Source organism: Microbacterium sp. SMR1, from assembly GCF_003289625.1.
In the GTDB taxonomy this organism is placed as follows: Bacteria; Actinomycetota; Actinomycetes; order Actinomycetales; family Microbacteriaceae; genus Microbacterium; species Microbacterium plantarum.
Map to the genome: position 1 here is coordinate 855,983 of NZ_QMBN01000001.1, position 26,288 is coordinate 882,270.

General features: G+C 71.0%; 18 protein-coding genes. 11 read left to right on the forward strand and 7 right to left on the reverse strand.

What is annotated here, in order from left to right:
• The first annotated feature begins 56 nt into the window (after positions 1 to 56).
• The 6 genes from mvk to DO944_RS04235 are packed head-to-tail and all read left to right on the forward strand — an operon-like array spanning position 57 to position 6,434.
• The gene (mvk, locus tag DO944_RS04210; RefSeq protein ID WP_112614882.1) at positions 57 to 1,061 is read left to right on the forward strand and encodes a mevalonate kinase; all 1,005 of its coding nucleotides are present in this window, start codon (positions 57 to 59) and stop codon (positions 1,059 to 1,061) included.
• A complete protein-coding gene (gene mvaD, locus DO944_RS04215; protein WP_112614884.1) occupies positions 1,058 to 2,026 on the forward strand; it encodes a diphosphomevalonate decarboxylase in 969 nt (322 codons plus the stop codon). The genes mvk and mvaD overlap by 4 nt, the downstream gene beginning before the upstream one ends.
• Complete coding sequence (locus DO944_RS04220; RefSeq protein ID WP_112614886.1) at positions 2,023 to 3,171, forward strand: phosphomevalonate kinase; 1,149 nt, start codon at positions 2,023 to 2,025, stop codon at positions 3,169 to 3,171. The genes mvaD and DO944_RS04220 overlap by 4 nt, the downstream gene beginning before the upstream one ends.
• Positions 3,161 to 4,240 (forward strand): type 2 isopentenyl-diphosphate Delta-isomerase, encoded by a 1,080-nt coding sequence (fni, locus tag DO944_RS04225; RefSeq protein ID WP_112614888.1) that lies wholly within the window; start codon positions 3,161 to 3,163, stop codon positions 4,238 to 4,240. Before DO944_RS04220 ends, fni begins: the two co-directional genes overlap by 11 nt.
• Positions 4,237 to 5,283: a hydroxymethylglutaryl-CoA reductase gene (locus DO944_RS04230; protein WP_112614890.1), complete on the forward strand. Its 1,047-nt coding sequence runs from the start codon at positions 4,237 to 4,239 to the stop codon at positions 5,281 to 5,283. Before fni ends, DO944_RS04230 begins: the two co-directional genes overlap by 4 nt.
• Positions 5,280 to 6,434 carry a hydroxymethylglutaryl-CoA synthase gene (locus tag DO944_RS04235; protein WP_112614892.1) on the forward strand — a complete coding sequence of 385 codons (1,155 nt, stop codon included), beginning with the start codon at positions 5,280 to 5,282 and terminating at the stop codon, positions 6,432 to 6,434. The genes DO944_RS04230 and DO944_RS04235 overlap by 4 nt, the downstream gene beginning before the upstream one ends.
• A gap of 148 nt (positions 6,435 to 6,582) precedes the next feature.
• Here the strand turns inward: DO944_RS04235 and DO944_RS04240 are convergent, their stop codons facing one another.
• On the reverse strand, positions 6,583 to 9,489 hold the full coding sequence (locus DO944_RS04240; protein ID WP_112614894.1) for a UPF0182 family protein: 2,907 nt from the start codon (positions 9,487 to 9,489) through the stop codon (positions 6,583 to 6,585).
• A gap of 41 nt (positions 9,490 to 9,530) precedes the next feature.
• A complete protein-coding gene (locus DO944_RS04245) occupies positions 9,531 to 10,655 on the reverse strand; it encodes a PDZ domain-containing protein (protein WP_112614896.1) in 1,125 nt (374 codons plus the stop codon).
• 125 nt (positions 10,656 to 10,780) lie between these two features.
• On the opposite strand from DO944_RS04245, the gene DO944_RS04250 reads away from it, so the two are divergent.
• Positions 10,781 to 12,190 (forward strand): zinc-dependent metalloprotease, encoded by a 1,410-nt coding sequence (locus tag DO944_RS04250; RefSeq protein WP_112614898.1) that lies wholly within the window; start codon positions 10,781 to 10,783, stop codon positions 12,188 to 12,190.
• Between the two features lie 748 nt (positions 12,191 to 12,938).
• On the opposite strand, the gene DO944_RS04255 is transcribed toward DO944_RS04250, so the two are convergent.
• Positions 12,939 to 14,693 (reverse strand): ATP-dependent helicase, encoded by a 1,755-nt coding sequence (locus tag DO944_RS04255; RefSeq protein WP_240309856.1) that lies wholly within the window; start codon positions 14,691 to 14,693, stop codon positions 12,939 to 12,941.
• The gene (gene nudC / locus DO944_RS04260; RefSeq protein WP_146752004.1) at positions 14,690 to 15,592 is read right to left on the reverse strand and encodes an NAD(+) diphosphatase; all 903 of its coding nucleotides are present in this window, start codon (positions 15,590 to 15,592) and stop codon (positions 14,690 to 14,692) included. Before nudC ends, DO944_RS04255 begins: the two co-directional genes overlap by 4 nt.
• A gap of 65 nt (positions 15,593 to 15,657) precedes the next feature.
• On the opposite strand from nudC, the gene DO944_RS04265 reads away from it, so the two are divergent.
• On the forward strand, positions 15,658 to 16,929 hold the full coding sequence (locus DO944_RS04265; protein WP_112614902.1) for an aminoglycoside phosphotransferase: 1,272 nt from the start codon (positions 15,658 to 15,660) through the stop codon (positions 16,927 to 16,929).
• 10 nt (positions 16,930 to 16,939) lie between these two features.
• Here the strand turns inward: DO944_RS04265 and DO944_RS04270 are convergent, their stop codons facing one another.
• Entirely contained in the window at positions 16,940 to 20,221 is a 3,282-nt protein-coding gene (locus DO944_RS04270; RefSeq protein WP_112614904.1) for an ATP-dependent DNA helicase, read from the reverse strand.
• On the reverse strand, positions 20,218 to 23,289 hold the full coding sequence (locus DO944_RS04275) for an ATP-dependent DNA helicase (RefSeq protein ID WP_112614906.1): 3,072 nt from the start codon (positions 23,287 to 23,289) through the stop codon (positions 20,218 to 20,220). The genes DO944_RS04270 and DO944_RS04275 overlap by 4 nt, the downstream gene beginning before the upstream one ends.
• 140 nt (positions 23,290 to 23,429) lie before the next feature.
• On the opposite strand from DO944_RS04275, the gene DO944_RS04280 reads away from it, so the two are divergent.
• Both DO944_RS04280 and DO944_RS04285 read left to right on the forward strand, forming a co-directional pair.
• A complete protein-coding gene (locus DO944_RS04280) occupies positions 23,430 to 23,654 on the forward strand; it encodes a DUF3107 domain-containing protein (RefSeq protein ID WP_064956528.1) in 225 nt (74 codons plus the stop codon).
• A 2-nt stretch (positions 23,655 to 23,656) separates the two neighbouring features.
• Positions 23,657 to 23,947 (forward strand): hypothetical protein, encoded by a 291-nt coding sequence (locus tag DO944_RS04285; RefSeq protein WP_112614908.1) that lies wholly within the window; start codon positions 23,657 to 23,659, stop codon positions 23,945 to 23,947.
• 12 nt (positions 23,948 to 23,959) lie between these two features.
• Here the strand turns inward: DO944_RS04285 and DO944_RS04290 are convergent, their stop codons facing one another.
• A complete protein-coding gene (locus DO944_RS04290) occupies positions 23,960 to 24,676 on the reverse strand; it encodes a ferritin-like fold-containing protein (protein WP_023950553.1) in 717 nt (238 codons plus the stop codon).
• Between the two features lie 130 nt (positions 24,677 to 24,806).
• Here DO944_RS04290 and DO944_RS04295 point away from each other — a divergent pair, with 130 nt between their 5' ends.
• Positions 24,807 to 26,261 carry a DEAD/DEAH box helicase gene (locus tag DO944_RS04295; RefSeq protein ID WP_112614910.1) on the forward strand — a complete coding sequence of 485 codons (1,455 nt, stop codon included), beginning with the start codon at positions 24,807 to 24,809 and terminating at the stop codon, positions 26,259 to 26,261.
• Positions 26,262 to 26,288 lie beyond the last annotated feature (27 nt).

The following is a 26,288-nucleotide window of genomic DNA, read 5'->3' on the forward strand; positions in this document are numbered from 1 at the left end:
ATCCATGGCCACTGAGGCCTCGCCCGGGGGCGGACTGTTACGCTCGACGAAATTCCATGACTGCACCGACCGACGTCCCCATCGCACCGGACGCCCGTCTGCACGTGGCAACGCACGGCTCGGCCGCGGAGCCCGGAGCGACGGGCCGCGCCGGTGCGAAGGCTATCCTCCTCGGGGAGCACGCCGTCGTATACGGCCGCCCCGCGATCGCGATCCCCGTTCGCGCTCTCGGCGTCGAGGCGCACGCGCAGCCGACCGAAGGCCGCGGTCACCTCGCCAGCACGCTCTACCACGGCCCCATCGCCCAGGCACCGGAGCGACTGCACGTCACGCTGACGGCCATGCGCGCCGCACTCGCGGCGGCGGGCAGGCCGGGCGCCGCGCTCGACATCTCGATCGACAGCAGCATCCCCGCCGAGCGCGGGCTCGGCTCGAGCGCCGCCGTGTCCGCCGCGGTGATCGAAGCAGTGCTGGGCGCCTGCGGCTTCGCGGCCGACGACGAGACGATGCACGAGCTCATCCAGACGGCCGAGCGCGCCGCCCACGGCGCACCGAGCGGACTGGACGCGCGCACCGTGCGCGCTCGGGCGGCCGTGTGGTTCGACCAGGGCCGCATCGAGCCCGTCTCCGTCGGGGGCGATCTCGTGTTCGTCATCGCGGACACCGGAGTCCGGGGGCGCACCCGTGAAGCCGTCGCCGCCGTCGCGCAGCGGCGGGAGAGCGATCCGCGCGCGGTCGAAGCCGCCTTGGACGAGCTGGGCGCGCTGGCGACCGCCCTCCGCAGCGACGTCTCGACGGGTGACCGCGAGGCGATCGGAAGCGCGATGAGCCGCGCCCACGTCCTCTTGACGCGCCTGGGCGTCGGCGATCCGGCGCTGGACCACCTCGTGCAGGCCGCGACCGCCGGCGGCGCCCTGGGCGCCAAGCTGACCGGCGGCGGCCGGGGCGGCTGCGTCCTCGCGCTCGCTCGAGACGCGGCATCCGCCGCCGAGCTCGGCGACCGACTCACCCGCGCCGGCGCCGCCGCGGTCTGGACCACCACCGTCGAAGGAGCGGCATGAGCACCGCGACAGCCATCGCGCACCCGAACATCGCGCTCGTGAAGTACTGGGGCAAGCGCGACAGCGCACTGAACCTCCCCGCAACGGGCAGCCTGTCGATGACGCTGGACATCTTCCCCACCACGACGACCGTCAGCCTCGACGAGGGAGCGTCCGGCGACGTCCTCGTCTTCAACGGCGAGCAGCGCGTCGATGGACCCGCCGAGCGGGTCACCCGATTCCTCGACATCGTTCGCGAGATGGCGGGCAGCACGCTCTCCGCTCGCGTCGAGACGGTCAACACCGTGCCGTCGGCCGCCGGTCTCGCGTCGTCCGCTTCGGGCTTCGCCGCGCTGGCCGTCGCCGCTTCCGCGGCTTACGGGCTGGACCTCGATACCCGCTCCCTGAGCCGACTCGCCCGCCGCGGCTCGGGATCGGCGTCGCGCTCGGTCATCCCGGGATTCGCCATCTGGCACGCCGGCGACAGCGATGAGACCTCTTTCGCCGAGCCCGTGGCAGCGCCGGATCTCGCGATGGTCGTGGCGATGGTGGAGAAGCGCGAGAAGCCGGTGTCCAGCCGTGAGGCGATGCGCCGCACGGTGCTCACCTCGCCCTTCTACCCCGCATGGGTCTCATCGACGGCCGAGAGCCTCGAAGCAGCCGCGGAAGCATGCCGAGACGGCGATGTCGAGCGCCTCGGCCGCATCACGGAGGTCAACGCCCTGCGGATGCACGCCCTGATCCAGTCGTGCGACCCGCCCATCCGCTATCTGAGCCCCGTGAGCGTCGAGATCTTCGACCGCATCTCGGCCCTGCGCGAGTCCGGCGTCGAAGCCTGGGCGACCGCCGATGCCGGACCGAACGTCGTGATCCTGACGCGGCCCGCGTCCGTCGATGCGGTCACTGCCGCGCTCGACGGTCTCGCCGAGCTCGCTGTCGCCCACCCCGGACCCGCCGCAGCTCTCGTCTCGCGAGCGGGCGAATGACCACCGTCGACTCGACCCGCCCGATCGTCGCGCGTGCGCCCGGCAAGCTGTTCGTGGCCGGTGAGTATGCGGTGGTCTCACCGGGTGAGCCATCCGTGCTCATCGCCGTCGACCGCTACCTGACGGTGTCGCTGTCCGAGAGCGTCGACGCCGGCAGCATCCACTCGCCGGAGTACAGCCGGATGCCGGTGCGCTGGACCCGGGGGCAGGACGGGCTGACGCTCGATCGCGAGCACCACCCCTACGACTACGTCATCGCCGCGATCGAGGTCTCCGAGCGTCTGCGCGCCGAGCGGGGCTTGCGTCCCCGCTTCTTCGACCTCTTCATCGAGAGCGGGCTCGACGACCCCAGCGGACGCAAGTTCGGCCTCGGTTCGTCGGCTGCCGTCACCGTCGCGACGATCGCCGCGATCGACCGGTTCTACGGATTCGACCTGGGCACACGCGGCCGGTACGAGCTCGCCATGCTCGCCACGATCGCCGTCGCCCCCCATGCTTCCGGCGGTGACGTCGCCGCGAGCACCTACGGCGGTTGGATCGGTTACCGCTCCCCCGACCGCGACCGCCTGCGCGCGGCACGCGCGGAGCACGGCGTCGCCCCTGTCCTGGGTTCGGACGCGTGGCGAGGAACGGAGATCACACGTCTGGCGCCTCCCGCGGGACTCGACCTGCTCGTCGGCTGGACGGGGCACCCCGCGTCGACCGAGCGCCTGGTCAGCGGTGTCTCGCGCGGCACCGACGTCGCGGACGGCGCGCATACGGGCTTCCTGGATGCCTCTCGCGCCTGCGTGGAGGATCTGTGGCGCGCGCTCGCGGCTTCGCCGCCCGGAACGACACCGCCACGCGCTGCCTCCGACGACGCGCTCGCGCTCGACGCGATCCGGCGCAACCGTCGCCTGCTGCAGGCGCTCGGAGCACGGACGGGTGTGACGATCGAGACCGACCGCTTGAGGATCCTCTGCGACGCGGCCGAGGCGATCGGCGCGGCAGCCAAGCCGTCCGGGGCGGGCGGTGGCGACTGCGGCATCGTGCTCGCGCCCGCGGGGGCTGACGTCGCCGGCATGCTCCGGGTCTGGGAGACCAACGACATCCGACACCTCACGATCGGCGTGCACCCGCCGGAAGGAGAGCATCATGCCGGCTGAACTGGCTTCCGAGCGCAAGGACGACCACGTCCGTCTCGCCGCCGCACAGCAGAAGGAGCCGCCGCGGCCGAACGGCTGGGACGACGTCCGCTTCGTCCACCATGCCCTCGCCGGTGTCGACGCCGAGCGCGTCGATCTCGGCGTCGAGGTCGCCGGTGCCCGCTGGGCGCTGCCGTTCTACGTCAACGCCATGACCGGCGGCAGCGCTTCGACCGGTGCGATCAACCGCGACCTCGCCATCGCCGCGCGTGAGACCGGCGTCGCGATCGCATCGGGCTCGTTGAGCATCGCGCTGGACAACCCCGACCTCATGGGGACGTTCCGCGTGATCCGCGACGAGAACCCCGATGGCTTCGTCATGGCCAATGTCGGGATCGAACGGTCTCCCGAAGACGCCCGGCGCGCCGTCGACGCCCTCGAGGCGAACGCTCTCCAGGTGCACGTGAACGCCATGCAGGAGACCGTGATGCCCGAGGGCAGCCGCTCGTTCTCGAGCTGGCCGGCCTCGCTCGAGGCCATCGTCGCCGCCGTCGAGGTGCCCGTCGTGGTGAAGGAGGTGGGGTTCGGTCTGAGCGCCGCCACGCTGTCCCGTCTGGGGAACCTGGGCGTGCGCTTCGCCGATGTGTCCGGCGTCGGCGGCACCGACTTCATGCGCATCGAGAACGACCGGCGATCGGGCCGCGACTACGCGTACCTGGCCGGGTGGGGACAGTCCGCGGTGGAGTGCTTGCTCGAGGCCCCGGCCGACGCACCCGTGCTGTTGGCGTCCGGCGGCGTCCGCACGCCCCTCGACGTCGCGCGCGGCCTCGCGCTCGGCGCGCGTGCGGTCGGCGCCTCCGGATCGTTCCTCTCGGTCGTGCTCGACGGCGGCGCGGAGGCGCTGATCTCCCGTATCCGGGAATGGTCTGACCACCTCACGGCGTTGCACTCCCTGGTGGGGGCGACCCGTCCGGACGATCTCCGCCGTACCGACCTGATCATCCACGGACGCGCGGCGGAGTTCGCGCGAGCCCGCGGTATCGATATCGACAGCCTGGCGCGTCGCGCCGGCGGGAAGGACGCGCGATGAGCGCCGAGTTCACCCCGATCCCCCTGCGGTGGGTGGGACCGCTTCGGCTCACCGGAGACGTCGAGACCGAGCAGGAAGTCCCGCTCGCGACCTACGAGTCGCCGCTGTGGCCCTCGGTCGGCCGCGGCGCGCGCATCTCGCGGCTCGTCGAGGACGGCATCCGCGTGACGGTCGTCGACGAACGGATGACGCGCTCGTCACTGTTCGTCGCCCAGTCGGCGGCGGCCGCCGTCGCTGCGTCGCGCGCCATCGTCGCCCGTTTCGACGAGCTCGCTGCCGCCGTCTCGGAGCGCAGCCGCCACGCCCAGCTCATCGACCTCGACACCGAGGTCGTCGGCAACCTGCTCTACCTCCGCTTCGCGCTGACGACCGGCGACGCCTCGGGCCACAACATGGTGACCTTCGCCGCGGAGACGCTCATGGAACGCGTGCTCTCGTGGCACCCCGAGCTCTCGTACGGCTCGATCTCCGGCAACTACTGCACCGACAAGAAGGCCACCGCCGTCAACGGCATCCTCGGCCGCGGGCGCAACGTCATCGCCGAGATCGTGATCCCCGCAGACCTCGTCGAGAAGCAGCTGCGGTCGACCGCGCAGCGGATCGTCGATCTGAACGTCCAGAAGAACCTGGTCGGATCGACGATCGCCGGAGCGCTGCGCTCCGCCAACGCGCACTACGCCAACATGCTGTTGGCCTTCTACCTGGCTACGGGTCAGGACGCCGCGAACATCGTCGAGGGCTCGCAGGGCTTCACCTGGGCCGAGGTCCGCGGCGACGGCGACCTGTACTTCTCGTGCACGCTGCCTCACCTCATCGTCGGCACCGTCGGCAACGGCAAGGACCTGCCGGCCGTCGACGACGCCCTCGCGCGCCTGGGTTGCCGTGAGGAGCGTCCCTCCGGCGAGAACGCCCGACGCCTCGCCGGGCTGATCGCCGCCACCGTCCTCTGCGGCGAGCTCTCGCTGCTCGCCGCCCAGACCAATCCCGGGGAGCTCATGCAGTCGCACCTGCTCCTCGAGCGCCGGAAGGATTCCACGAAGTGACCACCATCGGCATCCACGACCTCGCTGTCGCCACGGCCTCGCACGTGGTCGAGCTCGACGACCTCGCCGCACGCGCGGACATCGACCCCGCGAAGTTCCGCATCGGGCTCGGCCAGGAGCAGATGAGCATCCCCGGCCTCGACGAGGACATCGTCACGATGGGCGCCGCGGCCGCGCAGCGCATCATCGACCGGCACGGTGTCGACGGCATCCGGACCCTGTTCTTCGCCACCGAGACCGGCATCGACCAGTCGCGCGCCGCCGGGGTGCACGTCCACGAGCTGCTCGGCCTCCCGCGCTCGGTCCGCGTCGTCGAGCTGAAGCAGGCCTGCTACTCCGCGACGGCCGCCCTTCAGGCTGCGGCCGGTCTCATCGCGCGCAACCCCGACGAGCGCGTCCTGGTCATCGCCAGTGATGTCGCCCGGTACGAGCTCGACACCGCGGCTGAGCCGACGCAGGGTGCAGGGGCGGTCGCCTTCCTCGTGTCGGCTGAGCCGGCGCTCGCCGTCCTCGAGACCGCCGCCGGCGTCTACACTGCGGAGGTCGACGACTTCTGGCGTCCCAACGACAGCGTCACCGCGGTCGTCGACGGCAAGCTCTCCGTCAGCGCTTACCTCGACGGTGTCGCAGGCGCTTGGGACGACTACCGGTCGCGCGGCGGCGTCGACATCGATCAGATCGACTGGTTCTGCCACCACCAGCCGTTCACCAAGATGGCCGTGAAGGCGCATCGCGCGCTCGGTCAGCACGTCGGCGTCGAACTCGACCCCGAGCTCGTGACCGCGACCACCGGCTACAACCGCCGGATCGGAAACTCCTACACGGCGTCGCTCTACATCGCTCTCGCAGCGCTCCTGGACGGCGAGAACGACCTCACTGGTTCGCGCATCGGGCTCTTCAGCTACGGCTCGGGGTCGGTCAGCGAGTTCTTCACCCTCGTCGTCCAGCCCGGCTACCGCGAGGCGACCCGCGGCGCGGAGACCGAGGCCATCCTCGCCGCACGGACCGCGGTCGATGTCCCCACCTACCGTGAGCTCCACGACGCGACGCACCGCGACAGCACCGTCGACGTCGAGATCGCGGCCGCGTCCCCCGGCCCGTTCCACTTCGCCGGCCTCGCAGGGCGCGCCCGCCGCTACACCCGCGACTGACGCCCCGCGCTTCGCGAGAGCGCACGAACGCACGGTCCCAGCCCCTTGGCACCGTGCGTTCGTGCATTCTCGGCGGTGAGAGGAAGCAGGAGACGACGAAGAGAGGGCCCCGACCGAGGTCGGGGCCCTCTCTTCGTTGCAGGTGGGGTCAGTTCTGGCCCTGCTCACCGAGCTCGAGCAGACGCGAGATCGCCTCCGTGAGCTTGGCATCTGCGGCACCGTACGCCGCCCAGTCGGCGTTCTGCATCGCCGTGTTGCGCTCGGCGAGAGCATCGCGCGCCTGGTCGAGCGCCGCCTGGTAGTCCGCGGCGGGAGTCGTCGGCGCCGTTCCGCCGTCGCCGGTGCCCGGAGTCGCCTCGTCGCCGGGGCTGGGCTCGGGAACGACATCCGTGTCTCCGGTGCTCGCGCCCGAGTCGCCGCCGAACAGCTTGTCGAGCGCCTCCTGCAGGGTGTCCTCGAAGGCGACCTGGTCGCCGAAGCCGACGAGCACCTTCTGGAGCGTCGGCAGCTTGGTAGCTCCGGACGACTGCACGAAGACGGGCTGGACGTAGAGCAGACCGCCACCCACGGGCAGTGTCAGCAGGTTGCCGTTGATGACCTCCGACTGACCCTGACGCAGGATGTTCGAGAACGACGACACGACGGGATCGGCGTTGAACGTGTTCTGCACCTGGCCGGGACCTGGAACCGGCGTCTCGGCATTGACCTCGAGCATCCGGAGCTTGCCGTACTCACCACTGACGACACCAGCTTCGGAACCGGCGTCGGAGTCGACGGACAGGTAGCCCATCAGGACGTTACGAGTGTCCTGACCGCCGGGGATGAACGATGAGAACATCGAGTACGACGGGGCGTCCTGGCCGGGCATCTTCATCGTCAGGTAGTACGGCGGCTGCAGCTGCGTGTCCTGCTGCGGGTCGTTCGGCGTCTTCCAGGCGTTGTCGCGCGAGTAGAACGACTGCGCTGTGTCGACGTGGTAGGTGCCGAGCATGGCGCGCTGCACCTTGAACAGGTCGGTCGGGTACCGCACGTGGCTCATCAGGTCGCCGCTCATGTCGCTGATCGGCTTGAGCGTGTTGGGGTAGACCTTCTGCCAGGCCTGCAGCAGCGGGTCGGTCTCGTCCCACGCGTACAGCGTCACCTCGCCCGAATACGCGTCGACTGTCGCCTTGACCGAGTTGCGGATGTAGTTGATGTTGTCGAGCGCGACACGGGGCTGCGGGTTCGACGAGTCGGAGATCGCGTCGCTGAGGCTGACGATCGACGAGTACGGGTAGTTCGCACTCAGCGTGTAGCCGTCGACGATCCAGACGATGCGTCCGTCGACGACGGACGGGTACGGGTCGTTGTCGAGCTCGAGGTAGGGCGCCACCTTCTGCACGCGCGTCGCCGGGTCGCGGTCGTAGAGGATCTGCGAGTCCTCGTTGATGGCGTCCGAGAACAGGATGTCGGTGGACTGGAACTTCAGCGAGTAGATCAGGCGGTGGAAGACGTCGCCGATGGACGGACCACCGTCTCCCTCGAACGTCGTCTTCGTCTGGCTCTCGCCCTCCTGCCCGCGCGGATAGTCGAGCTCGATGGGAGACGACCCCTCGGGCGCCCCGACGATCGAGTACGTGGGCGAGAACTCGCCGAAGTACACGCGCGGCTCGTACTCCTGGCCGTTCGTCAGCTCACCGGATGCCGGGATGCCTCGCTCCACGAAGACCGGGTTGCCGTCGGCCGTGCGCTCGTTGCCCTTCGCGGCGACCATGCCGTAACCGTGGGTGTAGACGAGCGTCGTGTTGTACCAGGACGCCGCGTCGCCGAGCTGGTTCACGTTGAGCTCGCGGACCGAGACCACGGTGTCCTGCGACTGCCCGTCGATCTCGTAGCGGTCGACGTCGAGCGGCTCGGCGAACTGGTAGTACGAGCGGTACTGCTCGATCTGCCGCACCGTCGGTCCGATGATCGCGGGGTCCATGATGCGGATCGAAGCGGTCGTGTCGGCATCGGCCCGCAGCTGACCCGGCTCGACGTCGGTCACGGCCTGGAAGTCGGTCTTCTCGAGGCCGGAGATGCCGTAGGCCGCCTTCGTTCCCTCGATGTTGCGCTCGTAGTACTGCGACTCGAGGGTCAGCTGGTTCGGCCGCACCTGCACGTTGTTGACGAACCACGGGTAGGCGACGCCGACGACGAGCGAGGTGACGACCAGGAGGCCGGTTCCGATGAGCGGGAAGCGCCAGCGGCCGATGATCGCAGTGACGAAGAACAGCACCGCCACGATCGCGGCGGCGATCGCGAGGATCGTCTGCCCCGGGATGACGGCGTTGACGTCCACGTACCCGGCCCCGGTGATGCGGTCATTCGGGGTGACCAGCGTGCGATAACGGTCGATCCAGATGCTCACGCCCTGCACCAGAAGGTAGATGCCGGCGATGACGGCGAGCTGGATGCGCGCCGACTTCGAGATCCGCAGCTCGCGCTGGCCGACCCGGACCGAGCCGTAGAGGTACGACACGAGGGCGGTGACCAGGAGGCACACGATGACGATCGCCGAGACGAAGCCCACGGCCGCCGAGAGGAACGGCAGCGTGAAGAGGTAGAAGCCGGTGTCGAGCCCGAACTGCGGATCGGCGGTGCCGGTGGTGCCGCCGTTGAGCCAGAGGGCCACCGTCTCCCACTGCGCCGAAGCGGCGAAGCCGGCGAAGAAGCCGAAGAAGGTCGGGATGCCCCACATGCCCAGACGACGCAGCGGCTCGACGACCTCCTGATAGCGGTCGAGCTGCGAGCTCAGGCGGGCATAGACGGGCCGCAACCGGTAGGCGAGCTGGATCGAGAGCCAGACGGGCACCGCCATCGCGACGAAGCCGACGACGAACATGATCGCGCGGGCGGTCCACTGAGTCACCAGGACACCGTCGAAGCCGAGCTGACGGAACCACAGCCAATCGGCGTAGAGGCTCGCGAAGATGAAGAAGGCCACCACCACGGCCGCGATGACGGCGAGGGTGATGCCGACGGCGCGGCGGGATCTGCTGGGTGTGGCCGGGTTCGGCGCTGAGGTCGTGGTCACCCCTCCATCCTAGGCGCCGCCCGCTGGGGGGACGCCGAGCCTCAGCCCGCGGTGCAGGTCGGAAGAGCGTCGAGATCGCCGCCCGTGCTGACGGTCTCGACCACCGAAAGGGCGTCGTCGAGGTCCGCGACGGAGAACACGCGGAGGCCATCAGGGATGTGACCCACGACCTCGTTGCAGTTGCGCTCCGGGGCGAGGAACCACTCGGCTCCGGCATCCTTGGCGCCGTACAGCTTCTGCCGGATACCGCCGATCGGGCCCACGGTGCCCGTCGCATCGATCGTGCCGGTCCCGGCGAAACGCTCCCCGCCGGTCAGCTCTCCGGGGGTGAGCGTGTCGATGATGCCGAGGGCGAACATCATGCCCGCACTCGGGCCGCCGACGTTGTCGAGCTGAAGCGTCACGTCGATCGGGAAGTCGAAATCCTGCGCGATCGTGACGCCGATGACCCACCGGGTCTCGCCGTCGACCGTCATCTGCTTCGGGGTGACCTCGACCGACAGCCGCTCTCCCGCGCGATCGACCTCGAGCGTGAGGGGGCGTCCGCCCGCGGCGTTCACGGCGTCTCGCAGAGCCGCCGTGGTCGCGACGGACTCCCCGTCGACCGAGCGGATGACGTCGTCGGGCTCGAGGAGACCGGCCGCCGGCGAGTCGTCGGCGAGCTGGAAGACACGGACGAGCGACGTGACGTCGTACCCGAGTTCGGAGAGGGCGGCGGCGGTGGCCTCCTTCTGGGAGTCCACCATCAGCGCGGCGTTCTCGTCGTTGCGCTGCTCGGTCGTCACGCCCGCGGGGAAGATTTCGTCGATGGGCACGACCGCGCGGGCCGGATCGAACCAGGCGGCCGCCAGCTCCAGCCACGACGGCGTACGCTCGCGGTTTCCCAGAACCTCGACCGTGAGCAGGTCGAGCGAGCCCGACGTCGGGAACGTCTCCGCACCCGACACGCTGATGAGAGGGCGCTGCTCGCCGTCGCCGGCGGCCACGGAACCGAGCGTGTCGTAGACCGGCCCGGGGCGCTGGATCACGAAGGACGTCGGCACGACGGTGAGGATGAGCAGCGCGATGAGGGAGAAGGACACCGCCCACAGACCCGCGAGTGAGGCGCGGCTCATGCGGCGGCGCCGGGGCGCGGGGGCGGGTGCGTTCTCGTCGAAAAGTGACACGTGCTGCTTTCTGGTCCCGGTCGTTCGCGACCGGCGAAAGCGAACGAGGTCCGTTCGCGCCGTGCGACGAGGTCGTGCGGCTAGCGTAGAACGCGAGCTGACCGCCCTGCTGAAAGGCGCCTGACATGGCTGATGACGACCGCTCTCCCGAGGACGAGTTCCAGGAGCTGCTCCGCAGCCTGCTGGGCCAGGGCGGCACGCTCGGGCCCGAGCAGCTCGAACGCCTGTCGGCAATGGGCGTCGACCCCGCGATGCTGCAGCAGATGGTGCAGCATCTCCAGGGCGCTTTCGCCGCGGGCGGCGACGGCGGCGTCGACTGGAGCGCGACGCGGACGCAGGCGCTGCACCTGGCCAATAAGGACGGTCACGGCATCAGCGCAGGCGACAAGCAGGACTTCTCCGAGGCGTTCGCGCTGGCCACGCTGTGGCTGAGCGAGGCGACCACGATCTCGGATCTGGCCACGCCGCCGCGAGCCCTCACCCGCGGGGCCTGGGTCGAAGCGACCCTCCCGGTCTGGCAGGAGCTCGCCGAGCCGGTCGCAACCTCGGTCGCCGACGCGCTGACCGCGGCCCTGGAATCGCAGGCTCCGGAAGACATGCAGGGCATGATCGCCGGCGCTGGTCGCCTGATGCGGACGGTCGGCGGCTCCCTGTTCGCCGCGCAGCTGGGCGCGGTGGTCGGAAAGCTGTCACTCGAAGTCGTCTCCGGCGGCGATGTCGGCATCCCCGTCATGCCGGACGGCGAAGCCGCGATCCTGCCCCAGAACTTCGCCGACTTCGGTCGCGACCTGGGCATCGACGACGAGCAGCTCGCTCTCTCCCTCGCCACCCGCGAGCTCGCCCACGCTCGGCTCTTCCGACACGCCCGCTGGCTGCGCCTGCACGTGATCTCGCAGGTGACGGACTTCGCACGCGGCATCCACGTCGACACCGACGCCCTCGAGGAGTTGGCCTCGCGCTTCGATCCTTCTCAGCCCGAGGAACTCCGCCAGGCGCTCGAGAGCGGCGTGCTGCTCCCCCAGCGATCCGAGGCCCAGTCCGCCGCGCTCACGCGCCTCGAGCACCTGCTCGCCACGATCGAGGGCTGGGTCGACGTCGTGTCCGCGGACGCGACGACGCGTCTTCCCGCCGCGGACCGCATCGCTGAGGCTGTGCGTCGTCGCCGTGCCGTCGGCGGGCCCGCCGAACAGGCGATGGCGTCGCTGGTCGGCCTCGAGCTGCGGCCGCGTCGCCTGCGCGAGGCGGCGGCGATGTGGCGCGCGATCACGGATGCCGTCGGGCGCGACGCCCGCGACAGCCTGTGGGACTACCCGGACCTCATGCCGGCACCCGCCGATGTCGACGATCCGTCGGCTCTCATCGCGCGTCTGCAGGCGCGGGCACGCGGCGAGGCACCCGAACGCGACGAGATGGACGACGCGCTGGACGCGCTGCTGGCCTCCGCGGCCGAGGGCGACGATTCGACGCACGAAGCCCCGGAAGAGGATCGGACGCGGCGGGACGACGACGGACCCGGCGGGCCTTCGCCCGTCTGAGCGGCCGCGTCTCCTCCCCACTGCTTCTTCGTCAGTCCGACGCGACGCTTCCTGTGGAGACCGCCCTCCGGGACCAGGGCCCGAGCCGAGAATCGAGGCATGATCCGTCTCGCGCCCTCCGCTGCGCCGCTGTGGCGCTCCCCCACCGCCGTGCAGCTCGGCCACGAGCCGGGAAGCATCGTGCTGGAGCCGGTCGAATCGTGGCACGAGCGCCTGCTGCACGCGCTGGTGGCCGGCATCCCCGACGAGCTCTTCGACACGATCGCTCGAGAAGGCGGCGCGAACCCGGCTCAGATCGAACTCCTGCGCGAGTCGCTGGGTCCCGTGCTGGTTCGGCCCCGGCCCCCCGTGTCCGTCACCGTGTCCTTCGGCGACGAGGTCGCGGCCGCAGATCGGGCCGCGGTGGACCAAGCGTTCGCGGCGGCCGGTGCACGGCTGCGGGCGTCAGCGAACCCGGACTCCACCGGTGTCGTCATCCTCGTCGCCTCCCGGCTGGTCGAGCCACGCCGGGCCGCATCCCTCGTGGCCCGCGACATCCCGCATCTCGCCCTCGAGCTCGCCGGCGACCAGGTCACCGTGGGGCCGCTCGTCGTTCCCGGTCGCACCGGATGTCTGGCGTGCCTTCACGAACACCGTCGCGCTCAGGATGCCGCGTGGCCGGTGCTTGCCGCGCAACTGCTCGCCCGGCCCTGTTCTCCGACCGAGCCCGCCGCCATCGCCGCGGCATGCGCCACGGCGATGCGTCTGATCAGCGCGCCGGTGACGGAGCGGACCCGCTCGCTGACCGTCCTGGCGTCGACCGCCGAGGCGGCGTGGAGCGACCACGAACCTCATCCAGCGTGCTGGTGCCGATCTCCCGGACGAAGCGCGACACCTGGCGTTCATACCGTCCCGACGCCCGGGCCCACGACATCGTCAGCGTGCGCGCTGCCCGCGTGACCCCCACGTAGGTCAGGCGCCGTTCCTCGTCGATCTGCTCGAAGGTCGTGGCGTAAGCGATGGGCAGCAGTCCCTCCGCGAGGCCGACGAGGTGAACGTGGTCCCACTCCAGCCCCTTTGCGGCGTGCAGCGTCGACAGCGTCACCGTGCGGGTCGGGATCTCGTGCTGGTCCTTCGCACGCACCTGGAGCTCGTCGGTGAAGGCCCGCATCGTGGTGCCCGCCGGCGCTTCTTCGGCGAGACGGAGCAGCGCCGCGCGCGCCTCCCAGGCATCACGGAGCGGCCCGCCCGCCGGCGGCGGCTCGTCTGTCAGCCCGAGCGAACGCAGGATCGAGCGGACGTCGGCGACGAGGTCGCCCGACGACGGGGCGACCGACGCACCCCGCAGCGCCATGACGGCCTGACGCACCTCGGGGATGTCGAAGAAGCGCTTCCCTCCGAGCACCGCCGCGGCGATGCCACGCCTAGCCAGGGCCGCCAGGAGTGGTGCGGATTGCGCGTTGACGCGGTACAGGACGGCGACGTCGCGCGGATCGATGCCCCGAGCGATCTGGTCGGCGACTGCTTCCGCCACGCCGTCGGCTTCCGCGCTGTCGTCGGCGAACGCACGGATCGTCGGGCGGGGATGGTCGGGTGTCGCCCGATTCGCGGTGAGCTCGAGCGCGCCGGGACGACCCCGCATGAGCGAGTTCGCCACGGCGACGACGCCGGCCTCTGATCGATAGTTCCGCTCGAGTCGCAGCACGCGCGCATCGGGATGGCGCACCCCGAAGTCCAGCAGATACGACGGGTCGGCGCCGGCGAAGGAGTAGATCGTCTGGCTCGCGTCGCCCACGACACAGAGATCGCGGCGCTCACCGAGCCAGAGCTCGAGCAGCCGGTGCTGGACGGGTGAGACGTCCTGGAACTCATCGACCGTGAAATGCCGGTACTGTTCGCGAACCTCAGCGGCGACACGCGGCTCGGCTTCGAGCATTCCCGCGCAGGCGAGGAGGACGTCTTCGAAGTCGAGCTGCCGGCGCTCGTCCTTGAGCTGCTCGTAAGCGCGCTGCAGCGCGACGACGGCGTCCAGCGAGAGAGACCCCACCGGCTCGGGACGATCGAGCGCATAGCGTTCGATAGAGCGCATCGTGATCTTCCGCCACTCGATGCGTGTCGCGACATCGCGAAGCACCGCCGGGTCCGGATCGACGCCGATGGTGTCGGCAGCCTGAGCGAGCAGCCGTACCTTGCTGCCGAGGATCGTGGGGGCCGCGTCACCGGCGAGCTGCGGCCAGAAGTAGTTCAGCTGCGCGAGGGCGGCGGCGTGGAAGGTTCGGGCGGCCACGCCTCCGACGCCGAGCGCCCGGAGGCGGCCCCGCATCTCGCCCGCGGCCTTGGCGGTGAACGTCACCGCCATCACCCGGCTCGGCGAGTACGCCCCGGTCTCGACGCCATGGGCTATCCGGTGCGTGATGACCCGGGTCTTGCCCGACCCGGCGCCCGCGAGGACGCAGACGGGGCCGCGCAACGCCGAGGCGGCCTCGCGCTGCTGTTCGTCGAGGCCGGCGAGCGAGTCGCTCACGCCGGGTCCCCGCACCAGTCCGCGATGAGCCGACGGGCGATCGAGGCGGTGCCGGGAAGATTCACCGGCCCGGCGCCGGCGAGCGAACTGCGGATCTCCTCGCGGTCGAACCATCGCACGGCGACGATCTCCTCGCCGTCCGGCCGGGCCGCCGGCGCATCTGCTGCTACGGCGTGGAACCCGAGCATCAGCGAGCGCGGATAAGGCCACGCCTGCGAGCCTCGATAGACGAGATCGTCGACGACCACGCCCGCTTCTTCGGCCACCTCGCGGCGGATGGCGGTCTCGAGTGACTCACCCGCTTCAACGAACCCTGCGAAGGTGGAGAACCGGTTGTCCACGGCCCAGGCCGCGTTCTGCCCGAGCAGCAGTCGCTCGTCGCGAACGTCGCGAACCGCGACGATCACCGCGGGATCCGTCCGTGGGAACTGTTCACGACCGCACCCGCTGCACGCGCGGGACCACCCCGCCGACCGCAGCCGTGCGGGGGAACCGCAGCGCGGGCAGAACCGGAAATCCGAGAACCAGCGTCCGAGGGCCACAGCAGTCACGAACGCACCCGCGTCCTCGTCGACCAGGTCGCCCCCCGACATCCGCAGCGACGCCCACGCGCCCGCGTCATCGCCGTCGACCGGCGACGCGACAGCCGCGACGAGCCGCGCCGAACCGTCGACGGCACGTCCGAGGAAGCCCCATTCGATGGCGTCCCCGGCCTCTTCGACGGCCGCGGGCTCGTCCCAGACGAGTCGGTTCCCCCGAACACGGGCACGGTCACCGTGTATCTGCACGACGCGGGTCGCCGGGTCGGCACGAAGACGATCGATGAGCGCCTCATCGGAGCGTTCTTCCGGTGACGGTTCGAAGACGGACCGGGCCAGCGCCGGCGGCTGCATTCGCATCTCGGGGACCTCTCTCGCGGGCGTGGCGCGTCGGCCTGCGCGGCCGCCCGACCTACCCTGATGGCATGGCTCGCTCTCCCTTCACTCTAGCCGCGTCCGTCAGTTCGGCTCTCCCCGGGGCTGCCGTCGTGAATGCCGCGGAGCTCACCGAGCGCGCCGAGGGCCGATACGACAGCGCCCTGGTGACCCTCGAGGACGGCCGGAGAGTCGTCGTGCGCGTGCCGGTCGACGTCGACGCCGACCTCGAACTCGTCGCCGACACCCGCGCGCTGCGCGCCCTGACGCCGGGTGTGCGCGGCCTGCTTCCCTTCGAAGCCCCCGCGGTTCTCGGCACAGCCCGGATGGGCGGGTTCACCGCGGTCGTGCAGGATTACGTCCCCGGCTACCGTGTCGAAGCGGGCCACATTCCGCCGGGCCGCGGCGCGGCCTGGTCGCTCGGCTCGGCCATAGCGCGCGTCCACGCCCTCCCCCACGCGGTCGCGCGCGACGCCGGCCTGCGTATCCGCACGAGCGCCGACGTGCGCCAAGACGCCGAACGTCTGCTCGACCGCGCCGAGGCCACCGGCTCGCTGCCTTTCGGTCTCCTCCGACGCTGGAGCACGGCACTCGGCGAGGACCGTCTCTGGCGCTTCGAGGCGACGGTCACGCTGGGCGGGGTCGACCCGGGCCGCTTCGTCCTGAGTGACACCGCCGCCGGCCCCACTGTCACGGGTCTTCTCGCCTGGCACGGTCTCGGCGTCGGCGACCCTGCCGAGGACCTCCGCTGGCTCGCTTCGGCTCCGGATGCCCGCGACGACGTGCTCGCCGCCTACGCCGAAGCCGCGCACCACACGCCCGACGCCGCTCTCGCCGCGCGCTCGCGTCTGTACGCGGAGCTCGAGTTCGCGCGGTGGCTCGCACACGGCCACGAGACCGGTGCCGCCCGGGTCGTGGAGGATGCCGTCGCGCTGCTGAACGCGCTCGACGAGGGCGTGCGCGACGAGCCTCTCCTGCCGGAGGACTACAGCACCGTCGACGACGCGCTCGAGCTGCTCGGCCGCACGCCGGCTGCGGTGGCTGCCGGCGACACCTCCATGCAGACCGACACCTACGACCCGGCACTTCTGGCGGCGTACCTTGCCGACCAGGACACCGCTGAGCAGGCCGACATCGAAACGGTTCCGATCGACCTGTCCGACTGGACGCCCGACGGCGCCTCGAGCGACCGGCGCGGGGACACCGGCGCCGCACCGGCCGTCACGCCGACCTCTGCGAGAGGACAGCAGGAGGACGGCGACGATCCCGACCACGCGGAAGCCGCGCGCAACGCGTTGCGGCGCTGGTCCACCGCCGACTGACGAGTCGCGCTCAGCCCCGCAGGACGAGGTCGTCGGCCACGTAGAACAGCGCGACATCGATCTCGGATTCGGGGATGCCGTGGCGGATCGAGTACGCCCGGCGATAGAGCTCGAGCTGAAGCATCCGCTCGGACCGCTCCGCCGGTGTTCGCGGCGGTCGCCCCGTCTTCCAGTCGACGATCTCGATGCGCCCATCTCGGTCGCCACGGCGGTAGACCGCGTCGAGCTTGCAGATGATGACGTGCGGGCGGCCGTCACCCAGCATCCGGTCGTCGGCGAAGTCGATCTCGGTCTCGACCTCGATCGGCTGCAGCTCGGCCCATTCGGAGCGCAGGAAGTTCTCCTGCAGACGGCTCAGATCGTCGTCCGCGCCACCGCCCGAGTCATCGGCGGGGTCATCGACCTCCCACAGCGGCGCATCGGGTTGCGGCCCCCGTGCGGTGAGACCGGACCGCTGCTCGACCCAAGCGTGGAAGCGGGTACCCAGCCGCGTCTCACGGTATGGACGCTCCGGCATCGGCCGCAGAGTCGCCTCCACGGCGGAGTCGTAATCGGCGGCGAAGTCTTTGAAGCGCGACGCGGGGATGCGGGTGGGGGCGACCCGTCGGACGCCTCCGGCCCTCTCCTCACGTTCCGCCAGCAAGAGGGCGAGGTCGCGCTCGGGCTGATCCCGCCCGCCCGCGTCGCAGGCGTCGCGCACACGCTGCGCAGCCGCTTCGACCCGCGCGCGCCGCGCGCCCAGGGGATCCAGCGGCCACTGCATCGTCTGACGACGATCGAGGTAGGGGTTCTCCCCCGGTTCGGCATCGGCGAGGTCGTGTTCGAGCGCGGTCGCGATCTCGCGCAGGAACGGGCTCGGACCGCGGGGGTTGCGAGTGCCCGACCACGGTGACCCACTGAGCAGAAGCGCGTCGCGAGCGCGGGTCACGGCGACATATGCCAGACGACGCTCCTCTTCGCGCTGACGATCGGCGTTGTCTTCGGCGAATCTCGCGAGCGCCGCCTTGAGGTCCTGCTGGCTCGGCGCCACGTGCGCCTCCCACCCGAGGTCGGGCAGCCAGCGCGCATCACCCCGGAAGGCGTACGGCAAGACCCCGAATCCGAGCCACCCTTGCTTGTCGCGCGGCCGAGCGGGGAGTTCGTCGGCGACGACCCGGCCGACGGCGACAGCATCCCACTCCAAACCCTTCGATCCGTGGATCGTGAGGATCTGCACGACGTCATCCTCAGGGGGCTCTGTGCGGGGGGCGAACTCGTCCTGCCGCTCGGCGTGGTCGAGCCAGGCGAGCAGGCTCGGCAGCGATCCCGACTCATCGGTCGCGAGGAAACCCTGCAGCTCGTCGACGAAGGCACGCAGCTGATCGGAGGCGACCCGAGCGGGGCCCCGGCTCTCGTTAGCGGCGAGTTCGACGTCGAGGCGCAGTTCCGCCTCGATCAGTCGCACGAGTTCCGGGATGGGCATCGACGACGCGCGCCGCAGCCCGGCGAACGTGGCCGCCGCCTCGCGGAGACGCTCACGGCCGGGTGCGCTGAAGTCAGCCAGCCAACCGTGATCGGGGCCGACGCGCACGAAGAAGTCGAGCGCGTCGATCAGCGACGCGTTCTCTTCCGTCGTGTGCTCAGTAGCCAGCGGCTGCAACCCGACGTCGGAACGCGCGAGTCGGCGCCCGAGCTCAGCGAGCGAACGCAGGTCGCGAAGACCGATCGACCAGCGCGGCCCGCCGAGCAGTCGGAGCAATGCCGACCCTGCCGTCGGATCGCTGATGACACGCAGGGCCGAGACGACGTCGACGACCTCGGGGGTGCTCAGCAGCCCGCCCAGTCCCAGGATGCGGTGCGGGATGCCGCGCCGCGCGAGGGCGTCGGCGAAGCGCACCATGTGCTTCTTGCTGCGCAGCAGGATCGCCGCGCTCGTGGGAAGACCGCGCCGCTGCCGGTCCGCTCTCACTTCCTCGAACCATGCCGCGACGCGCTCGGTCTCGGCGTCGAGATCGGTCTCGAAGACGATGTCGACCCCGCCTGCGGGAGCATTCGGCCGCGGCCGCAGCCGGTCGACCGGCACCGGCGATCGCTGGGCGAGGGGGGCGAGCACGGCGTTGGCGGCATCCAGGATGCGCTCGCTGTTCCGCCAGCTCGTCGCGAGCGAGTACCTGCCCGAGCCGCCGTCGGGCGCGAAGGCGGCCGCGAAGTCGCCCAGGTTCCCGGCGCTCGCGCCACGCCAGCCGTAGATCGACTGGTGCGGGTCGCCGACCGCCATCACCGACGTACCGGCGAACACGGCGCTCAACAGCTCGGTCTGGACGACGGAAGTGTCCTGATACTCGTCGAGGAGGACGACGGGATACCGCGCGCGGAGGTCTGCGGAGACCGTGGCGTGGGCGCGGACGATCGTCAGCGCCCCGGCCACCTGGTCGGAGAAGTCGATGACACCCGAGCGGAGCTTGCGACGCTGGTACTCCACCGCGAGGTCGGCGAGCAGCGGCAGGCCCGACACCTGCTCCGCCGCCCGCGCGACATCGGCGTAGACGGTCGTGCCGCTGCGGGTCGACGGGCGTTCCAGGACATCCTGGAACGCCGCCCCGAAACGCGCGAGCTCGTCGAAGTCGACGAGGTTGTCGACGCCGTCGCGCGCGATGCGGAGAGCCCCGTCGATGATGCTGCGAAGCGCGTTCTCCCGCGTCTCGAGACGCTCGTCATCCGACTCGAGCACGACGCGCCGCATCAGCAGCCACGCGGCGGATTCACTGAGCACAGCCGCCTCGGGGTCGCGCCCGATGCGCACCGCGTTCTCGCGCACGATGCCGTCGGCGAAGCTGTTGTAGGTCGACACCGTCGGGCGCTCGAGCAGCGAGTCCGTCGCGGGTCCGAGCGTGCGCGCACCGGTGTCGTCGACGAGGCGGCGCTGCGCGGCGTGACGTCGCGCGCCGCCCGGGTCGCCCGCTCGCTCGAGTTCGCCGAAGACGTCCAGTGCTCCTCGTCGGTGCAGTGCGTCGAGATGCGGCAGCAGGCCCGCGTCCTCGAACTCCGCGAGGCGATCGAGTCGCCGCCGGATGCGTTCGCTCAGCTCGCCTGCCGCCTTACGGGTGAAGGTGAGGCCGAGGATGCCGGAGCGCGGGACGTGTCCGTTCGCGACGAGCCACACGACGCGGCCCGCCATCGTCTCGGTCTTGCCGCTGCCGGCGCCGGCGACGACGAGCGCCGGCGCGAGCGGCGCGGCGATCACCGCGCTCTGCTCCGGGGTCGGTGGGAACTGACCGAGGGCGGACGCCAGGGCTGCAGGCGAGACGATCATGTCGCACTCACCGCCGCGATCGTGTGGATGCGGCAGAGCCCGAACGAATGATCGTCCCGGCAATGCTCCTCGAACGGAGCCTCGAAGCTGCTCCCGGCCATGACGCGTGCGGCGCCGCGCACGCGGCCGAGAAAGGCGACGCGCTCGTCGTCGCCGAAGGGCGGCTGGCGAGGCGCGGCGTAGTCCTTCGTCGCGGCCGTCGGTCGCAGCACGAGCAGCATCGCACCCCCGGGCGGCAGGCCCGCGGCCGCGGGGATCGCACCGTGCTCGTGTGCGAGCTGGTACGCCGCGAGCTGCGCGTGATGGGTCACGGCACGGTCGGTCTGCGGCTCGCGCTTCCCGGTCTTGAGATCGACGATGACGACGCTGCCGTCGGCACGCAGCTCCACGCGATCGACCACGCCGCTGAGGACGATGCGCCCGTCGGCGTCGTCATGGGCGAGCTCCACCTCGAAACGCGGCTCGGCCCCCAGCAGACGGCCGCCGTCGCGTTCGAAATCCCGGAGATAGCGGGCGAGCCGTCGCACGAGATCACGGGCGCGCATCCGTTCCGCGCGCTCGCGCCAGGCGGACTCGAACTCCAGCTCGCTCCACCGCGCCGACACGGCCCGCCAGAGCGACTCCTCGTCGGGAGACGCGATCTCGAGGGCGCTGTGCACGATCGTGCCGATACCGGCTGTGGCGCTCGACGCGTCACCGCCGAGGTCGGCGATCACCCAGTTCAGCTGACACTCCTCGAGGGTCTCGAGGCGTGAGGGCGAGACGCGGATCGCCTCGACCTCGCGGTCGCGCAGCGGCGCCGTCGTGGTCGGCGGACGGATGCCGAACCACTCGTCGGGATCGGCGCCCGCGACACCCGCATCGGCCAGGAGCGCGAGCTGCCCGGCCGCGCGTCGGCGGTCGTTCTCCGCGGTGCGCGGATCCGTGAGGGCACGTCGGTGCCGTGCGACGAGACCGCGCAGGGTCAGCGGGTGCGCCGCCTCCGGCGGGGCCCCTTCCGCCTCGGGCAGCAACTCGAAGAACGGACTCGGTCCCGTGTCGTCGTCATCGACGGCCGTGACCACGACGAGCTCGCGTGCTCGCGAGACCGCACGCGCGAAAAGCCGCAGCTCGTCGTGCAGGACACCGCGACGGCGATCGAGCGCGTCCGCGACCGCGGGGTCGTCGAAGGGCAGTCGCCAGGTGTCGAGCAGGCCGCCGCGCACGCGAAGGTTCGGCCAGATGCCCTCCTGAACCCCGGCCACCACGACGGTGTCGAACTCGGTGCCCAGAGCCGCGGCCGGTGTCAGCACCCGCACCGCTCCGCTCACCGGCGGCGGAACGAACCGGTCGTCGCCGACGTCTGCGTCGAGGATGCCCCGCAGGAAGACGACGGGGGTCGTGCCGTCCTCGCGCTCGCCGTGGCGTTTGGCGGCTTGGAACAGGGCGACGACCGCGTCGAGATCTCGATCCGCCTGCGCGGCCAGCGGCCCGTGGCCGCGAGCGGCTTCGCGCAGGGCTCGTTCCCGGCCTGACCCCTCCCACGACGCCCAGAGCAGCTCGTGTGCCGTCGCACCGTCGGCGATGAGGTCGGCGACGGTCCTCAGAGTGTCCGCAACACGCGCCGCCCGACGCGCCTCACGCAGATCGAGCAGTGCGAGCTCGGCGGGGTGGAGCATCGCTGAGCGCAGCAGCTCCCACGCCGACACCGGCTCGCCCTCGCGCGGCGGGAACGCCTGACGGAGCGCAGACCGGAGCCGGCGCTGGTCGACGGCGTCGAGCCCGGCGCCGGAGAGTGCGGCGATGACCTCGTCGCGCTCCCAGGTCTCACCCGGACGTGCCGCCAGATCGACGAGCCGCAGCAGGTCGCGGACGACGGGCGATTCCCCGAGCGAGGTACCGGTGCCGGAGGTCGCCGTCGGGACGTCGCGCGCAGCCAGTTCGGCCTCGAGCGCGGTGACCTGACGACTGTCGTGGGCGATGACCGCGCACTCCTCCCACGGCACTCCGTGGTGCACGTGCCGCTCGCGAAGCAGCCGCGCCACGGCGTCGAATTCCTCCGAGCGCGATCGCAGCGCCAGCGCCCGGACACCGACCATGGGAGCATCCGGTTCTGGAGCCCGTCGATGCGCCACCAGCCCGACCGCGCCGATGCGGGCGGTGATGGCGGAGACGAGCGGGGCGTGGCGGGCCTCGGCCCGGTGGACCGTGTCGAGCACGACGACGTCGCGGCCCGCGGCGAGACGGGCGAAGTTCTCGGGCGTCGCGCCTCGGAACGCACCGGAGCCCACATCGGGGTCACCGAACGCGACGACGGCGATGTCGCGAGCGCGACAAGCCTGGAGGAGGTCGACGCCGCCGGCGGTCAGCTCCTGCGCGTCGTCGACGAGCACGACCCGCAGCTGCGGGATCCCCCGATGGGAGACGATCTCGACCGCCTCACGGATGAGCCCGGCTGCGTCGCGGTGGGCGCCGCGCATGGCGTCGCGGACCGCGAAGTACTCGGACATGAAGGACGCCGCGGCCCGCCAGGCCGGTCGCCCCTCGCGAACGGCGCGGGCGGCGAGAGTGCTCGGGTCGATGCCCGAGGCCGTGCACTCCGCGATGAAAGCGCGCAGTTCGGCGCGGAAGCCGCGCGAGTCGCGCACGTGCGCGGGAAGCTCGTCCGGCCACCGCGACCGCCCGTCGCGCTCGTCCTCCGCGTCGCCGTCGAGAAGGTCGCGGATGATCGCGTCCTCGTCGCCGCCCGTCAGCAGACGCGGCGGTTCGACGCCGCGTCTGACCGCTTCGGCACGCACGATCTGGAAGGCGAAGGCCGGAACCGACCGGGCCAGGGGGCCGGCCGTCGCCACGCCGACGGCGACGCCGAGGTCGTCGCGCAGGTCCGTGGCCGCCTGGCGCGTGGCCGTCAGGACGACGAGCGCGTCGGGGTCGAGTCCGTCGATGACCAGCCGTCGCACCCGTTCGACGATGGTCCGCGTCTTACCTGTGCCCGGCGCGCCGACGACGACGGCGCTCGCCTCGGCCGGGAGCTCGAGCGCGCGCGACTGCGCGGCGTCGGGCACGACGCCGACGGAGACCTGACCCATGTCTTCCACGCTAACCGGCACCGCCGACACCGGTTCGCCGTCGGCGTTCGCCCAGGGCGTGACCCGGCCGGCATCCCGGTCCGACCGGTGTCGTAGAGTCGAAGAGCGCCCGACGCACGGGCGCGGAGGAGGATGTATCCGTGGAGATCCGTATCGGCATCGCGAACACCGGCCGCGAGCTCAGCCTCGAATCCAACGAGTCGGCGGACGCCGTTCGGGCGACCGTTTCCGAGGCTCTCACCTCCGGCGCTCCCTTCGTCGAGCTCAGCGACGCGAAGGGCAGCTCCTACATCGTGCCGACCGCGGGCATCGCATTCGTCGAGGTCGGCACCGACCAGACCCGCCGCGTGGGCTTCGTGGCCTGACCGTGCAGATCGTCCTGGCGCTGATCATGGGCGCCGCGATCGGCCTCGCCGCCGAGTTCGCGATTCGCGGGAGCGAGGCCCGTGGTGCCGCGCTCGCGCCTGTTCTCGGCGCCGTCATCGGCGGCGTCGCGTGGGCAGTGATGACCTGGGCCGGTCTCGCGGTCGACAACCCCGTCATCTGGGTCGTCGCCATCGTGACTCCGGCTGTGCTGGTGCCCGCTGTCCTCCTGCTGCTGACGCGCTCGCGGGCCCGGACGGATGCCGCTGAGCGTCGTCGCCTCCGGATCGGCTGATTGCCCGAGGCGTCAGGCCTCGAGGCCCATCGCGGCCATGCGGCGCGAATGCGCGGCCATCACGTCGGCGTAGGTGGGCTCGACCCTCTTCTCGTCCGCGGGCTGCAGCGATGTCGACCGCAGCGCCGCCCGGGCGATCAGCAGCGTGTCCCCGACGAGGCGGCGGCCCCAGAGCGACAGCAGTCCCCGCCATTGCTCGTCCGCGGCGATCGCATCGGTGATGATGCGCACCAGAGCACTGCGGTCGTCGTGCGCCCGCAGGATGACGGCGACCTGCCGTCCGGTGTCGCCGTAGCTCGCCGACAGGGCGAGGTAGAAGTCGTCGAGCATGCCGGCCGTCAGGTGCACCGAGAGCATCGTCTCGAGTGGCCGTGCGCCGTGCGTCGCGCGGCGGAAGGCATCGAGCGGCTCACGGAAGGGCAGCATCAGCTCGAGCGGATCGGCGCCGCGATCGCGGATCACGCCGACAAGCTCGCGGTGCTTGAGCAGGGCTGTGCCCGCCGCCAACGACAGCGACTCTTTCTGCGACAGCTCGGGGGTCGAGGCGATCAGGTCGCTCAGCGTCTCGAAGTAGCCGAGCTGCAGATACGCGGCCTGACCGAGGAAGGTGTCGACATCGGGAGCGAGCTCCTCGAAATCGACGCGACGGACATCCCCGTAGTCGCCTCGGGATCGCAGCCGCAGGGTGCGACCGACAGGACGCTTGCGCTTGAAGAACCAGCTCACCACGGGTCCAGCCTAGGGTCGCGGTAGGCTGGATGCGCCCCGGCATCGGACCGGGGCCCCGCGCCTGTGGCTGAGTGAAGGGCGTGGACCCACATCACCGGCGGCTTCTCACCGCCAGACAGGCACGTCACCCATGACCACATTCGCTGACCTCGGCGTCGACCAGGACATCGTCGACGCACTCGCCGACAAGGGCATCGTCGACGCCTTCCCCATCCAGGAGCAGACGATCCCGCTGGGCCTGCCCGGCCAGGACATCATCGGCCAGGCCAAGACCGGCACCGGCAAGACCTTCGGTTTCGGCATCCCCGTCGTGCAGCGCCTGGGACTCGACCCCGCGCCCGGCGTGAAGGCCCTCATCGTCGTCCCCACCCGCGAGCTCGCCGTCCAGGTGTTCGAGGACATGGACATGCTCACCCGCAACCGGTCCACGAGTGTCGTGGCCATCTACGGCGGAAAGGCCTACGAGGGCCAGATCGACCAGCTGAAGGCCGGAGCGCAGATCGTCGTCGGCACCCCGGGCCGCCTGATCGACCTCGCGGGCCAGCGTCTGCTCGACCTGTCCAACGCGACGGAGGTCGTGCTGGACGAGGCCGACAAGATGCTCGACCTCGGCTTCCTCCCCGACATCGAGAAGATCTTCCAGAAGGTCGCTCCCGTCCGTCACACGATGCTCTACTCGGCGACGATGCCGGGACCGATCGTCGCGCTGGCGCGCCGGTTCATGTCGAACCCGATCCACATCCGCGCGACCGACCCCGACGAGGGCCTGACCCAGGCGAACATCAAGCACCTCGTCTACCGCGCGCACTCGCTCGACAAGGACGAGGTCATAGCCCGCATCCTCCAGGCCGAAGGCCGCGGCAAGACCGTCATCTTCACGCGCACCAAGCGCGCGGCCCAGAAGCTCGTCGACGAGCTGAACGACCGCGGCTTCAACGCCGGCGCGGTCCACGGCGACATGAGCCAGGAAGCGCGGGAGCGCTCGATGGCCGGGTTCAAGGCCGGCAAGAAGGACGTCCTGATCGCGACCGACGTCGCCGCGCGCGGCATCGACGTCGACGACGTCACCCACGTCATCAACCACACCATCCCCGACGACGAGAAGACATATCTGCACCGCGCGGGCCGCACCGGTCGCGCCGGCCGCACCGGCATCGCGGTCACCTTCGTCGATTGGGAAGACCTGCACAAGTGGGCCCTCATCAACCGAGCGCTCGAATTCGGTCAGCCCGAGCCCGTCGAGACCTACTCGTCGAGCCCGCACCTCTTCGAGGACCTGAACATCCCCGCGGGAACCAAGGGACGCCTCCGCAAGCTGCCCACGACGCAGAGCGTCAAGACGGTCTCGACGGAATCGTCCGAGGGCGATGCGAAGCGTCCCCGTCGCCGCCGCTCGCGCGGCTCGGGCGACGGTGCGGCGGCCGCTGAGGGCTCGGCGGCCGCGTCGACGGATGCCGGGACGGGCACGCACGATGGTGGCGGATCCGAGCACCGCGATGGCAAGACCTCCCCCCGCCGGCGTCGCCGTCGTCGTGGCGGATCGGGATCCGGCGCGGCAGGCTCGACCGCTCCCGCCGCGGGCTGATACGGCCATCTCACGCGCAACGGCGCC

Excerpts from the sequence above, each read along its gene's own strand:
- mvk (WP_112614882.1), top strand. The coding sequence starts at position 57 with ATGACTGCACCGACCGACGTCCCCATCGCACCGGACGCCCGTCTGCAC.
- mvaD (WP_112614884.1), top strand. The coding sequence starts at position 1,058 with ATGAGCACCGCGACAGCCATCGCGCACCCGAACATCGCGCTCGTGAAG.
- DO944_RS04220 (WP_112614886.1), top strand. The coding sequence starts at position 2,023 with ATGACCACCGTCGACTCGACCCGCCCGATCGTCGCGCGTGCGCCCGGC.
- fni (WP_112614888.1), top strand. The coding sequence starts at position 3,161 with ATGCCGGCTGAACTGGCTTCCGAGCGCAAGGACGACCACGTCCGTCTC.
- DO944_RS04230 (WP_112614890.1), top strand. The coding sequence starts at position 4,237 with ATGAGCGCCGAGTTCACCCCGATCCCCCTGCGGTGGGTGGGACCGCTT.
- DO944_RS04250 (WP_112614898.1), top strand. The coding sequence starts at position 10,781 with ATGGCTGATGACGACCGCTCTCCCGAGGACGAGTTCCAGGAGCTGCTC.
- nudC (WP_146752004.1), bottom strand. The coding sequence starts at position 15,592 with ATGCGAATGCAGCCGCCGGCGCTGGCCCGGTCCGTCTTCGAACCGTCA.
- DO944_RS04265 (WP_112614902.1), top strand. The coding sequence starts at position 15,658 with ATGGCTCGCTCTCCCTTCACTCTAGCCGCGTCCGTCAGTTCGGCTCTC.
- DO944_RS04270 (WP_112614904.1), bottom strand. The coding sequence starts at position 20,221 with ATGATCGTCTCGCCTGCAGCCCTGGCGTCCGCCCTCGGTCAGTTCCCA.
- DO944_RS04275 (WP_112614906.1), bottom strand. The coding sequence starts at position 23,289 with ATGGGTCAGGTCTCCGTCGGCGTCGTGCCCGACGCCGCGCAGTCGCGC.
- DO944_RS04295 (WP_112614910.1), top strand. The coding sequence starts at position 24,807 with ATGACCACATTCGCTGACCTCGGCGTCGACCAGGACATCGTCGACGCA.